General features: G+C 71.0%; 11 protein-coding genes, 3 tRNA genes and 1 pseudogene. 11 read left to right on the top strand and 4 right to left on the bottom strand.

Annotated features, from left to right (window positions below; translation table 11 throughout):
* Positions 1-179 precede the first annotated feature (179 nt).
* Entirely contained in the window at positions 180-1904 is a 1725-nt protein-coding gene (locus J5X07_RS09905; RefSeq protein WP_208479692.1) for an alpha/beta hydrolase, read from the bottom strand.
* A gap of 96 nt (positions 1905-2000) precedes the next feature.
* Complete coding sequence (locus tag J5X07_RS09900; RefSeq protein ID WP_124934180.1) at positions 2001-2294, bottom strand: MFS transporter; 294 nt, start codon at positions 2292-2294, stop codon at positions 2001-2003.
* Positions 2295-2647: 353 nt separating this feature from the next.
* Here J5X07_RS09900 and J5X07_RS09895 point away from each other — a divergent pair, with 353 nt between their 5' ends.
* Positions 2648-3907, top strand: coding sequence for a sensor histidine kinase (locus tag J5X07_RS09895; RefSeq protein WP_124934179.1), 1260 nt, complete (start codon positions 2648-2650; stop codon positions 3905-3907).
* Positions 3895-4539: pseudogene (locus J5X07_RS09890) on the top strand (response regulator transcription factor). The gene J5X07_RS09895 and the pseudogene J5X07_RS09890 overlap by 13 nt, the downstream one beginning before the upstream one ends.
* Before the next feature lie 40 nt (positions 4540-4579).
* Here the strand turns inward: J5X07_RS09890 and J5X07_RS09885 are convergent.
* The gene (locus tag J5X07_RS09885; RefSeq protein WP_208479691.1) at positions 4580-5077 is read right to left on the bottom strand and encodes a YajQ family cyclic di-GMP-binding protein; all 498 of its coding nucleotides are present in this window, start codon (positions 5075-5077) and stop codon (positions 4580-4582) included.
* A 211-nt stretch (positions 5078-5288) separates the two neighbouring features.
* Here J5X07_RS09885 and J5X07_RS09880 point away from each other — a divergent pair.
* From J5X07_RS09880 to J5X07_RS09855, 6 genes are all read left to right on the top strand, one after another.
* Positions 5289-5373: transfer RNA gene (locus J5X07_RS09880), tRNA-Tyr, on the top strand.
* A gap of 111 nt (positions 5374-5484) precedes the next feature.
* Positions 5485-5557 (top strand) — tRNA-Thr (locus tag J5X07_RS09875).
* 38 nt (positions 5558-5595) lie between these two features.
* A tRNA-Met gene (locus J5X07_RS09870) sits at positions 5596-5669 on the top strand.
* 60 nt (positions 5670-5729) lie between these two features.
* On the top strand, positions 5730-5900 hold the full coding sequence (rpmG, locus tag J5X07_RS09865; RefSeq protein ID WP_124934176.1) for a 50S ribosomal protein L33: 171 nt from the start codon (positions 5730-5732) through the stop codon (positions 5898-5900).
* Between the two features lie 304 nt (positions 5901-6204).
* On the top strand, positions 6205-7095 hold the full coding sequence (locus J5X07_RS09860) for a MaoC/PaaZ C-terminal domain-containing protein (protein WP_208479690.1): 891 nt from the start codon (positions 6205-6207) through the stop codon (positions 7093-7095).
* 518 nt (positions 7096-7613) lie between these two features.
* A complete protein-coding gene (locus tag J5X07_RS09855) occupies positions 7614-8360 on the top strand; it encodes a MarR family winged helix-turn-helix transcriptional regulator (protein WP_244925093.1) in 747 nt (248 codons plus the stop codon).
* A gap of 62 nt (positions 8361-8422) precedes the next feature.
* Here the strand turns inward: J5X07_RS09855 and J5X07_RS09850 are convergent, their stop codons facing one another.
* Positions 8423-9067, bottom strand: a complete 645-nt coding sequence (locus J5X07_RS09850) for a Maf family protein (RefSeq protein ID WP_208479689.1) — start codon at positions 9065-9067, stop codon at positions 8423-8425.
* A gap of 102 nt (positions 9068-9169) precedes the next feature.
* Between J5X07_RS09850 and J5X07_RS09845 the strand changes: the two genes are divergently transcribed.
* The 3 genes from J5X07_RS09845 to J5X07_RS09835 all read left to right on the top strand — a co-directional run bounded on the left by J5X07_RS09845 (position 9170) and on the right by J5X07_RS09835 (position 12010).
* On the top strand, positions 9170-10069 hold the full coding sequence (locus J5X07_RS09845; protein WP_208479688.1) for a biotin--[acetyl-CoA-carboxylase] ligase: 900 nt from the start codon (positions 9170-9172) through the stop codon (positions 10067-10069).
* 68 nt (positions 10070-10137) lie between these two features.
* Positions 10138-11202: an adenylate/guanylate cyclase domain-containing protein gene (locus tag J5X07_RS09840; RefSeq protein ID WP_124934189.1), complete on the top strand. Its 1065-nt coding sequence runs from the start codon at positions 10138-10140 to the stop codon at positions 11200-11202.
* 136 nt (positions 11203-11338) lie between these two features.
* On the top strand, positions 11339-12010 hold the full coding sequence (locus tag J5X07_RS09835) for a response regulator transcription factor (RefSeq protein ID WP_124934172.1): 672 nt from the start codon (positions 11339-11341) through the stop codon (positions 12008-12010).
* Positions 12011-12063 lie beyond the last annotated feature (53 nt).

The following is a 12063-nucleotide window of genomic DNA, read 5'->3' as shown; positions in this document are numbered from 1 at the left end:
AACATGGGAGGGGAGTTGACCTCGTCATACCGTGAGATATCCCAGGCCAGGTACGCGATGAAGCAGGCCAGGATCGTCACCAGGATCAGCGCGGTTATCGCGATGCGCTTGAGCGCCCGCATCCACCGCGGGGCAGGGCTATCCGGGCTATCAGCCGATGAGTCCTGATCTCTCACGTGTCAGCCCTCCTCGGGGATGGTGACCCCGTCGCCGATGAGGACGCTGGCCCGGTTGTACAGCGAGGTGCTCGGCGTGCCGTCCTCCCCGAGCCTGGAGTACTGGGAGTGCCCCTCGGACCCGGGCAGCTCTCGGCCTCCATGTTCTTTATGGCCGTCGTAGCGTGGGTTGCTGTGGGCGTCGGTCTCCATATGAGCGAAGTCAGGACTCGTCTGTGGTGGTCTTCCGTGCGCCCCGGAGAACGCCACCGTGTCCTTGGCGGCGGAGGCTTCCGCCATGTGATCGGGCAGTAGGCCCATGTCCGAGGCGTCGGCGCTTCCCGGTCCGGGTGAGCCGTGCACTTCCAGCTCATCGGCCACGTCAGTCTGTTGCAGGGCCAGGCCGTTGACGACCGACCCGTAGGAGTGGCCCGAGGAATCCAGGTGGGGGTCACCGTGGTGGGTGGCCTGAAGCCCGTTGTAGAAGGAGGACAGGCTCGCAGCCCCCTCCCTGGCCTCGTCCTGGCGCAGCACCGAGCTGTCGTCGTTACTCAAGGTCTCCTCCCAGTTCGGGGCGTCATAGCCCAGCCAGGTCACCCCGGCCACGGACTCGTCATCCCGGCCCTGCGCAGCCAGTTGCCGACGAGCCTCATCAAGGGTGTTGTCCGTGTCGCGGACCCCACTGCCCCAGGTGGTGCTGCCCTGTCCGATCAGTGTGGCATCCACTGTGGAGGTCATCCCCGGGGTGAAGACCATGACATGGTCCGAGGTATCGATATTCCCCGAGCCCACCGCGGCCCGGAAATGATCACCACTGTCATCCAGCACCAGGAGCGTATGGCGGTAGGTCTCCTTGTCGCTCTCTGGACTATTGAACTGGTCGTAGAACGCATGTATCTCAGCCTGGCGATCCAGGAGGTTCTGGTATTGGACAGTTTTTACCACATGTCGGCTCCCTAGGGAGCCGTGCACAACGATCGTCTTGGGTTCGTGGTCCTCGACCTGTTTATCGATTCGGGCTTTCATGACCGACAGCCAGACCATGTTGGCGGCGTGGCGGTCCTGGGCGGGGATGCCGTCGAGGTTGCCGATCCAGGCCGGGTGGGTGTCGATGATGTGCTGGCGCTGCTGGGGGGTCATGGCCGTCCACCAGTCGTTGACGTCCTGGGCCGACCAGGACGCGGGGGGCTGGCGATCGCCGTGGTTGACCACTGAGGCACTGGGCCCCTGGGCGATCGTGCTGACCTGGGCGATGTTGTTGTAGACCCCCTCCAAGAAGACCTCCACATCCCCCGCCTGCTCCAAGACCACGCCAATGCGCGCCTTGAGGGCGAGCTTGGTCGCCTCCCGCGAGGAGGGCCAGGTATAGGCATCATTGAGGGAGCTGTCCGATTCCAGCGCGGGTGAGACGTCGGTGACCTCGCCGCTGTCGCTGATGGTGAAGTGGTCGTTGGTGGCGGTTGCCTGGATATCCAGCGCCTCGGCGGCCAGCGCATCAGCGCTGTTGCCGGCGTCCTGCAGATCCTTGCCGCCGCGATCCAGGGCCGTCCACAGGTCCATGGCGTCATCGGCCAGGATCCGCCGCGCCTTGGCCTCGGCCTCAGCGATCTCACCCTCCAGGCCCTCCACCTTCAGCCCGTCGAGCTCCCCATAGACAAACTCATAGCTCTTGGAGGCCACCACCAGCTCCTCACCCGCATCACGCAAAGCCGTCCCATCCCACGTAAGAACATCCTTGAACGACGGCATCAGCGAGACCTCCCCATCTCATCGTGTCTTCTTATCGGGGGCAGGCTGTCTCCCAGCGACGGGCAGCGGCGTCCCGGCCGGGTAGGCTGTGTGGGCTTAGAGGCTCCTCGTGCCGTTGGCCGAGCCCTCATCGGCTGCTGCGACGTCCTTGGCGGCGTTGTACATGCCGTTGGAGTGCTTGGTCAGGCGCGAGGAGAAGGTCGTACGGGCGCTCGAAACCGCGGTGCCGGCGGTCGAGGCCTTGTCCGTCAGGCTGGTGCCCGCCAGGGTCGCCGAACTGGTGACCTCCTGGTCCCCTGTGGTCCGGGTGATCTCATCAGCGCAGTCCGAGGCAGAGGTACTGACCTTGGACGCCGGCTCCGCGGAGAACTCGAGCTGGCTGCCCACCATGCTTGCCTACCCTTCCCACAATCACGAGCTCGTAGCGGCTCGCGAACCGATCGAGCCCCACCACCCCGGCAGGCCCTGGGCCCGGGGCAGGTGAGACATGCCTGTGACCTCAGCAGAGTACTACGGTCCAGACCTCATCGAGCGGATATTGCCGTCTTTTTCCCGATCAGTCTCCACCGGCCAGTGCTGGTCCCGACTCCCAGAGCCGTGATGGCTACGGCCTCGCCCTGGTCGCCGTCCTCCCGGCCACCTTGCCGCACGGGTGGCCCACCTATGGGCGTCGGGCCAGCCCGACACCCATCCGGCCAGGTCGCTGGGCTGCCTGCGGGGGAGCGTGCGATGAGAATTGAGCCATGAACCTCCTCCGCTCCTGGTCCCGCCGCCTGCCGCAGGCCCGCAGGGACGCCGCCTACCTCCTACTGGCCTGGCCCGTCCACCTGATGGCCTTCTGTCTGGTGATTCCCCTGGCGGCCACCGGCATCGGCACGATCGTCATCTGGGTGGGCCTGCCCATCCTGGTGATGACCCTCCTGATCACCGGCGGCTTCGCGGACATGGCCCGCCGGGCGGCCAGCGCCGTCGACGGCTCCGCCCCCGTTCCCGCCCACTACCTCCCCGTGCCGCAGGGCGCCAGCACCATCCGGGGCCTCCTGCACCCCCTCAAGGACCCCCAGCGGTGGATGGACCTGCTGTGGATCGTGGTCTCCTTCCCGGTCTCCCTGGCCCTGTGGTCCCTGACGGTGATATGGCTCTCCGTTGCCGTGGGCGGCCTGCTGGCGCCGATCGTCGAGGTCGTCCCGGAACTGATCGTCCCCGAGAGCAATCAGGGCTGGGCCGAGCTGCTGGGACTGCCGTACCCCCTCCTGTGGAACATCGTCGTCGACCTCATCATCGCAGTCCTCTTCCTGGCCGCCGCACCCGCCGTCCTGCGGGGCCTGGCAGCCGTGCACAGCGGACTGACCCGTCTCATGCTCTCCTGGCGCGGTGAGGTGGGACGCCTGGAGACCTCCCGGGCCGCCGTCCAGCGCGCCGAGTCCGACACCCGCCGCCGCCTGGAGCGCGACATCCACGACGGCCCCCAGCAGCGCCTCGTGCGCCTGACGATGGACCTGGCGCGCGCCAAGCGCCAGGCGGGCAAGGACCCGCAGGCCACCACCCAGATCCTCCAGGAGGCCATGGGCCAGGCCCAGGCCACCCTCGACGAGCTGCGCCACCTCTCGCGCGGCATCGCCCCGCCGATCCTGGTGGACCGTGGCCTGGGTGCCGCGATCTCGGAGGCCGCGACGCTCTCGGCCGTGCCCGTCACCGTCAGCGCCGACCTGCCCGACCTGCCCGACCACGCCGCCCAGGCCGCCTACTTCGTCGTCAGCGAGGCCCTGGCCAACGTCAACAAGCACTCCGGGGCCACCCGTGCCCACGTGGGCGCCGCCGTGCGCGACGGCCTCCTTCACGCCTGGGTGGAGGACAACGGCATGGGCGGGGCCTCGCCGGCCAAGGGCCACGGCCTGTCCGGACTGGCCGAGCGCCTGGCCGGCGTGGATGGGCGCCTGACGCTCACCTCCCCGCAGGGCGGCCCCACCCGTGTGGAGGCGGTGATCCCGTGCGCGTCCTGATCGCCGACGACTCCGTCCTGCTGCGCCAGGGGCTCGCGCTCATCCTGGCCGAGGGCGGCCACGAGGTGGTCGCCGATGTCGGTGACGGCCAGGCCCTGGTGGACCGCGCCCTGGAGCTGCGACCCGAGATCGTCATCGCCGATATCCGCATGCCGCCCTCGCACACCGACGAGGGCCTCAGGGCCGCCGCCGCCATCCGCGCCCAGTGACCCCAGGCGCCCATCCTCCTGCTCAGCCAGTACGTGGTGGCCGGCTACCTGCCCGAGCTCATGGCCGATGGCGGGGGAGCGCTGGGCTACCTGCTCAAGGACCGGGTCAGCGACATCGACTCCTTCCTGGAGGCCGTCGAGCGCGTGGCGCGCGGCGAGCTCGTGCTCGACCCCGACGTCGTGGCCCAGGTGATGCAGCGCGGGCGGCGCGACGACCCCGTGGAGCGCCTCACCCCGCGCGAGAGGGAGGTGCTCGGCCTCATGGCCGAGGGGCACACCAACGCCGCGATCGCCGCGCGGCTGGTGGTCACCGAGGGGGCCGTGGAGAAGCACACCCAGCGGATCTTCGCCAAGCTGGGCCTGCTGCCCGACGCCGCCGTCCACCGCCGGGTCAAGGCGGTCCTGACGCTCCTGTCCTCGTAGGGCTGTAGGGCCAGGGTAGGGCCAGGCGCCCGCGCGGCCCTCAGCGGTAGTTGACGAATTGCAGGGCCGCGTCGACGTCGAGGCCCTTGAGCAGGGCGATGACCGCCTGGAGGTCGTCGCGCGACTTGGAGGACACGCGCACCTCATCGCCCTGGATCGTGGCCTTGACCCCCTTGGGGCCCTCATCGCGGATCGCCTTGGTGATCCTCTTGGCCACCTCCTGGGTCAGGCCCTCCTTGAGGGGGCAGGCCAGGCGGTAGATCTTCCCGCTGGGCCGGGGCTCCTTGTCACCCAGGTCCAGGGCCTTGAGCGAGACGCCGCGGCGGAAGAGCTTGGACTCCAGGACATCCAGGATCGCCAGGACCCGCTCGGGGCTGTTGGCCTCCATGGTGATCGTGTCCCCGGACAGGGAGACCGCGGCATCCACGCCCCGGAAGTCGTAGCGCTGGGAGATCTCCTTGGCGCACTGGTTGACGGCGTTGTCCACCTCCTGGCGGTCCAGGCGGGAGACGACGTCGAAGGAGGAGTCGGATGCCATGGTGTGCCTCTCTGGTCTGTTCTGGTCAGGAGCGCCGGCCCCGCGGGGCGCGCATGCCGGGCGCGTGCGGGCCCCGCCGCCGGATGGCCCGATCCTCCCACGGAACCCCCTGTGAGCAGGGTCCTACGGAGGGGATTGGCGCCCCGGCTGAGGACTTGCTATTCTTCCACGGCACCGAGCGGCGGCCCTGTCGGGCGCCGCGTGGAGCGAAGGCGGGTTGCCCGAGCGGCCAATGGGAGCTGACTGTAAATCAGCCGCGGAATGCTACGGGGGTTCGAATCCCTCACCCGCCACCATGATCATCCCGGTGATCAGATCCGCCCCCGGGCGGAGGCCCGCGATGAGAGGGAGACCACGGGAGACTGGATTGCCAAGGCGATCCGGATCTGCCTAGGATTCCGCTCGTTGCCCCGATAGCTCAGTAGGCAGAGCGTCTCCATGGTAAGGAGAAGGTCAAGGGTTCGATTCCCTTTCGGGGCTCTCACAGCGGGGGCCGATGGCCCCCATTGTGTTCCTATGGCGAGGTAGCTCAGCTGGTTAGAGCGCACGACTCATAATCGTGAGGTCGAGGGTTCGAGTCCCTCCCCCGCTACGCAAGGTTCGAGTACAGCGCTTCTGACGCATGCTCGAGGATCGACACGAGGAGTCAAACGTGGCCAGCAAGTCCGCCGACGTTCGCCCCAAGATCACTCTGGCCTGCTCGGAGTGCAAGGAGCGCAACTACATCACCAAGAAGAACCGCCGCAACACCCCCGACCGCCTGGCCGTCTCGAAGTTCTGCTCCCGCTGCGGCAAGCACACCGAGCACCGCGAGACCCGCTGATCCTCTCTCCCAGTTGATCGGCCGCCGCTCAGAGCGGCCCTGCGAGCCCCGTCGACCATGCGTCGGCGGGGCTCCTTCACGCCCTCGCCCCCCGTTGCACATCTTGGGATGGGGTGGTGACCGGATCATGCGGAAAGGTCGGGGTTGGCAGGCGCAGGCGGCGCTGAAGATGTGCAGCGGGGTGGGTGTTGCACATCTTGGGGCGGGGTGGTGACCGGATCATGCGGAAAGGTCGGGGTTGGCAGGCGCAGGCGGCGCTGAAGATGTGCAGCGGGGCCTCGGGCGGGCCTCTAGCATCGAGCAGGTGAGCCCCGACCACCCCGACGATGCGCGCGCCCAGGCGCTGGCCGCAGCCCTCCTGCCCATCCTGCATCGGGCGCGGGAGGCGGCGTGCGCCGGCCCGAGCCCGGCCGACGGCGGCGCGCCCTGGCCCGTGGGGGCGATCCACGATGCGGTGCAGCAGCCGCAGGGCCTGGCTGCGGCCGCCCGCCGCGGCGCCCAGGGCATCCTGCCGGCAGTGATCGCCCTGGAGGAGCTGCATGGCGCTATCACGCCCTGGGACGGGCTCCTCCACCGCAGGTGCGCCCAACGGCTCCTGGCAGCGGCGCGGGAGGAGCACAGCCCTCCAGGAGCGGGCGGGGCCGCGCGGGGCAGCGAAGGGGCCGGCGCGCCCCACCGGGCGGGCGCTCCTGAGGTCTCGGTGGTCAGGAGATCGGGATGGGAGCTCATCCGCACCCGCTCCACGGTCCATGTCCTCGGCGGCACCTGGCTGGTGCGCCACGAGCTGGCCCGAAGGCTCGACGCGGTCGAGCACGCGGCGGTGGCGGCCACCGCTGCTCCGGGTGGCCCCCGGCGGGAGGGCGCCCGCAGGACCGCGCTCCAGCTGACCCTGAGCCGGCAGGACCTCCGGGCATGGGCTCACAGCAGCGGGGACGGCAATGCGCTCCACCTGCGCAGCGGGGCGGCGGCGCAGGCGGGGCTGGCGGTGGGCTCGTCCGCCGTCATCGCCCACGGGCTGCTGATCGGTGCCCTCTCCCTGGCACTCGTTCCCAGGGGCGGGGCAGCAGCGCCCGACGACGTGCTGCGGTTCCCCGCCCCTGTGGAGGTCCCGCGGACCGGGACGGCCCCGCTCCGCCTCGATCCAGACGGATCCTGTATGAATGATGAGAATAAACTTGTTCTCCTTCGTGATTGACGTGAGCGATACCTGTGCTTGAGCGCGACGGTGACAGATAGGCTGCGGTGAAGAGAACCGGAGTTGTTCCGGAGTGCTATCGGCGGTCAGTGATCGCTGGGAGCGCGGTCCTCCGGGGGCTCCCGCCCGGGTCGTCATGCGCGGGTGGTAGTGAGAAAAGTCAAAGGCTCCCGGCGGTGCGGCCTTGCCGCCGCCGGGCCGTCGCCAGGGCCTTGCTCGCCGGCGGCGGATGCGCGCCGCGGAAATGCGCAGGTCACGGAATGGCGTCGATACGAGCGCTCCAATGACCGCCGTTCCGGGGGCTGCGACCATGATGGGACTATGCTCGGCGGCGGCCTCCGCCGCCCGTCCCCAGGCACTTGTCCGTGTCCCATGGCACTTGCCGACCGCGGCGAAGGGGGCGACGATAGCCTTAGCAAGTGTTATAAATGGATGATGTGAGTTGTTCAACCCTGAACGACAAGCAGATGGTGGCGAGTGGCTGTGGTGCGCAGCCGTGGTCGAAAGGAGTCAATGCGGTGAGCAGTGCCGACGAGAGGGTCACCGGCATCGACAAGCCCGGTGGCGTTGCCACCGCCTGCGGGCAGGCGGCCATCGATGCGCCGCATGCGCCCGGGCGCATGGTCCCCGGGCCCGCTCAGACCTGCGGTCAGGAGCCCGCCCCCGCCCAGGAAGTACCGACCACTTGTGGCCAGGAGCCCGCTGAGCCCGCCCGGACCTGCGGTCAGGAGCCCGCCCCCGCCCAGGAGGTCCCGACCGCCTGCGGCCAGGCCCCCGAATCGGCTCCGACCTGCGGGGAGACGGCTCAGCACCGCCGTCTCGATCCGCTGGAGATGGACTCCTGGCGGGCCTTCCTGGCCGCCTCCACCGCCGTGACCGCGCGCCTCAACCACGAGCTCGAGGCCGGCTGCGGCATCTCCATGCACGAGTACGAGATCCTCGTGCGCCTGTCCGAGGCCCCCCAGCGCTCCATGCGCATGTCCACCCTCGCCGAGCACGTCTCCCACTCCCGCTCCCGCCTCACCCACACCGTCGGGCGCCTGGAGAAGGAGGGCTACGTGGTGCGGGTCTCCTGCGCCTCCGACAAGCGCGGCGTCAACTGCGAGCTGACCGAGGCCGGCCTGGCCTTCCTGCGGCAGGCCGCACCCGTCCACCTCGACGGCGTGCGCCGCCACGTGCTCGACCGGCTCAGCCGCGATCAGCTCGGCCTGCTCTCCCAGCTCATGAAGGTCATCTCCGAGGCGCCCGGCACCCAGGCCGCCTGAGCCTCCACCGGGCCCGCGCCACAGCCCGGGCCGAGCACCGCCCCGGCTCGGGGCCCGCGTCCTCAGGCGATCGCCTCCGGAGCGGACGACGGCGCTCCCCACAGGTCGGTCCAGGTCACCCCCAGCTGCGCCAGCAGGCGGCGCAGCAGCGGCAGGGAGATGCCCACCACCCCGTGCGGATCGCCCTCCACCCCCTCGATGAAGGCGCCGCCCAGGCCATCGATCGTGAATGCCCCGGCGCACCACAGGGGCTCGCCGGTGGCGATGTAGGCCTCGATCTCCTGCGGGCTCGGCTCGCCGAAGCGCACCACCGTCGAGCTCACGCCCTGCGCGCTGGCGCCATCAGCCGTGCGCACCAGGAAGTGCCCGGAGTGCAGCGTGCCGCTGGCCCCGCGCATGGACGCCCAGCGCTCGCGGGCCTCCTGGGCGGAGGCGGGCTTGCCCACCACGACGCCGTCGATCTCCAGCATCGAGTCGCAGCCCACGACGATGCCGGCCTCATCAGCGCCCGTGCGGCCGGCAACCTCCAGGGCCTTGGCCCGGGCCAGCTCCTGGACCTGCTGGGCGGGCCCCGCGCCCGGATCGCGCCGCCTGAGCGCCTCCAGCACGGCCTCCTCATCGATCGTCGAGACGCGGACGCGGGGCTCGATGCCGGCGGCGCGCAGCGTCGCCAGGCGCCCGGAGGACTGGGAGGCCAGGAGAATCACGCACCCCACCCTAGCGGCCGGCGCCGCAGCCCGGCGGCCAGGCCCCGCCCGGATCCGTCGGCCGCGGCCCCGTTCGCCCTCCACCAGCGGTAGGCTCGGATCATGACCTGCGCCACCTCCACTGCGGGCAGTGACACCAGCGCCTTCTCCCCGCTGCGGGTCGTGCCCATGACCGGCTCCACCCAGGACGACCTGCGCGCCGAGCTCACCGGAGCCGGGGCCGGGCACTGGCCGCACTTCTCGGCCCTGCACGCGCTGGGGCAGAGCGCCGGGCGCGGCCGATCGGGCAGGGCCTGGACCACCCCCGCCACCGGGGCGCTGACCGTCTCGGTCGTGCTGCGCCCGCTCGTGCCCGTCGAGGCCTTGGCCTGGCTGCCGCTCCTGGCGGGGCTGGCCGTCCGCGACGCCCTGGCCCCCCGCGTGGACCCCCTGCGGTGGCGGTTGAGCACCAAGTGGCCCAACGACGTCGTCGCCCTGCCCGCCCCGGGGGGCGAGCGGGCCCCCGCGCCCCCCGAGGTCGAGGGCTGGGGCACCAGCCGCAAGCTCGCCGGAGTCCTGGCCGAGCTGGTGCCCCTGCCGGGCCTGCCCCTGCCCGAGGGCCTGCCCTCCACTCGCGACCAGGCGCCCGCCGTCGTCCTGGGCATCGGGGTCAATGTCCGCCAGGGCGTCGAGCAGCTCCCCGTGCCCTGGGCCGCATCGCTGCGCACGCTGGGCGTGGCGGCGAGCCCGGAGGAGGCGCGCGAGGAGATCGGCGCCCAGCTGCGCCGGCGCCTGGCGCAGTGGGAGGAGGCCGGCGGTGACCCGCAGGCCGCCGGCGGTGGGCTCGCCCACCAGCTGCGCGAGGCCTGCACCACCCTGGGCCAGCACGTCAGCGTCCAGGCCCCCAGCGGCTCGGTGGAGGGCCTGGCCATCGACCTCGCCCCGGGCCTGGTCCTGCGCACCGGGAGTGGGACGGTCGTCCTCCAAGCGGGGGATGTCAGGCTCGTGCGCGCTCATTCCTGAGCTCCGCGTTTCACGGAGTGAAAGCCCAACGAGCGTTCGCGTGTGACCTGCGCTACTCTAGCGCGGTGATGGCAGTGAAGGAGAGCCCCGAGGGGGGCGAGAGTAGTAGGCAGGCGGCGGTCGGGGGATGGGCCGCGCTGGCAGGCCACCAGCGCCTGCTCCTGGGGGAGGATCCCAGCCTGACCCTGGAGCAGATGGCCGAGCAGGCGGGCACCGACCTGGAGATGGCCAAGCGGTTCTGGCGGGCCATGGGCTTCGCCGACGTCTCCCCCGAGGAGGTCCGCTTCACCGGTAGCGACGCCGCAGCACTGCGCAACACCCTGTCCCTCATGGGCCAGGACGGCAGCCAGGGCATGGAGGTGGCCGGGGCTCTGGAGCTCCTGCGCGCCCAGTCCTACACCATGGACCGCCTCGTGCTGTGGCAGTTCGAGACCCTCGTGGGCGACCTCATCCAGCGCCGCGGCCTGGATGACACCCAGGCGCGCCTGGAGGCCCTCAGCGAGGTCGGCGACATGGTCGACACCCTGTCCAAGCAGCTCGCCTACGTCTGGCGCCGACATCTGGCCTCCCTGCTCAGCCGCACCGACGCCGAGGTCGCCAGCCGCGACCGCGAGGAGACCGGCCCCGACCTCTACCCCCTGACCCGCTCCCTCGGATTCGTCGACATCGTCTCCTTCACCCAGCGCGCCCAGGGCATGAGCAAGCGCGCCCTGACCCTCCTGCTGGAGGACTTCGAGACCACGGCCCGCGACGTCGTCACCTCCCGGGGCGCGCGCGTGGTCAAGACCATCGGCGACGCCGTCATGTACATCGCCGACGACCTGCCCACCGCCGCCGACGTCGTCACCTCCCTGGTCGAGGAGCTCCAGAGGGGGCCCGACGCGATCCGGGTGCGGGCCTCCCTGGTGCACGGGCGCGTGGTCTCCCGATCCGGGGACGTCTTCGGCCCCACCGTCAACCTCGCCTCCCGCCTGGTCGACGCCGCCGACCCGGGAGGCATCCGCATGGACGAGAGCACCGCCATGGCCATCATCCACGGGCCGGCCGCCCGCAAGTACCGCGTGGGCCAGTGCCACGAGGTGGTGGCCAAGGGGCTGGGGCAGATCGTCCCCTGGTCCCTGGAGCGGGCCTGATCAGCGCCTTCCCCGCACGGCCGAGCGCGGCGGCCCCGCCCGTGCCGGCCACCCCGGCGCCGTCCCGTCCCCGGTGATCGGATCTCGGCCTGCCGGACGATGGCGGACCTCGCCATCGTCGCCTACGATCACCGGTGTGACCACTGTTCTGCTCGTTGAAGACGACCCTGCTATCTCTGAGCCGCTCGCCCGAGCCTTCGGCCGGGAGGGCTACGCGGTCCTGACCCACGGCACCGGCAAGGGCGCCCTGGAGGAGGTCGGGAGCGCGGACATCATCGTGCTCGACCTCGGACTGCCCGACATCGACGGCCTGGACGTCGCCCGCGAGGTGCGCGCCCAGGGCCTGACCATCCCGATCCTCATGCTCACCGCCCGCAGCGACGACACCGACCTCGTCGTCGGGCTGGACGCCGGCGCGGACGACTACGTGACCAAGCCCTTCCGCCTGGCCGAGCTGCTGGCCCGGGTGCGCGCCCAGGTGCGGCGCGCCTCCGGCGAGGCCACCGAGGACGAGCTGGCCCTGGGGCAGGTCCGCGTCGACGTCGCCGCCCACCGCGCCTTCGTGGGCACCCGCGAGCTCCAGCTGACCATCCGCGAGTTCGAGCTGCTGCGCGTGCTCGTGCGCGGAGGCGGGGCCGTGGTCCACAGCGACGACATCCTCAAGGAGGTGTGGGGGGAGGACCCCACCGGCAGCCCCCAGACCCTGGAGATGCACGCCACCTGGCTGCGGCGCAAGCTCGGCGACGACGAGGAGGCCCCCGGCCTGCTGCTCGCCGAGGCCGACGGCTACCGCCTGGCCGAGGGCTGAGCCCGGGGCAGGAGGGCCCGGGCGGCCCCGCGGCGGCCCACCGCCGTCGGCAC

This window comes from Actinomyces bowdenii, assembly GCF_017592395.1.
GTDB lineage: Bacteria > Actinomycetota > Actinomycetes > Actinomycetales > Actinomycetaceae > Actinomyces > Actinomyces bowdenii.
Note: the sequence above shows the minus strand (reverse complement) of the source record. Positions and strands in the feature narration are given on the sequence as shown.

Coding starts and splice junctions, on each gene's coding strand:
- J5X07_RS09900 (WP_124934180.1), bottom strand. CDS start 2,294: ATGGTGGGCAGCCAGCTCGAGTTCTCCGCGGAGCCGGCGTCCAAGGTC.
- J5X07_RS09845 (WP_208479688.1), top strand. CDS start 9,170: ATGACCTGCGCCACCTCCACTGCGGGCAGTGACACCAGCGCCTTCTCC.
- J5X07_RS09840 (WP_124934189.1), top strand. CDS start 10,138: ATGGCAGTGAAGGAGAGCCCCGAGGGGGGCGAGAGTAGTAGGCAGGCG.
- J5X07_RS09885 (WP_208479691.1), bottom strand. CDS start 5,077: ATGGCATCCGACTCCTCCTTCGACGTCGTCTCCCGCCTGGACCGCCAG.
- J5X07_RS09905 (WP_208479692.1), bottom strand. CDS start 1,904: ATGCCGTCGTTCAAGGATGTTCTTACGTGGGATGGGACGGCTTTGCGT.
- J5X07_RS09895 (WP_124934179.1), top strand. CDS start 2,648: ATGAACCTCCTCCGCTCCTGGTCCCGCCGCCTGCCGCAGGCCCGCAGG.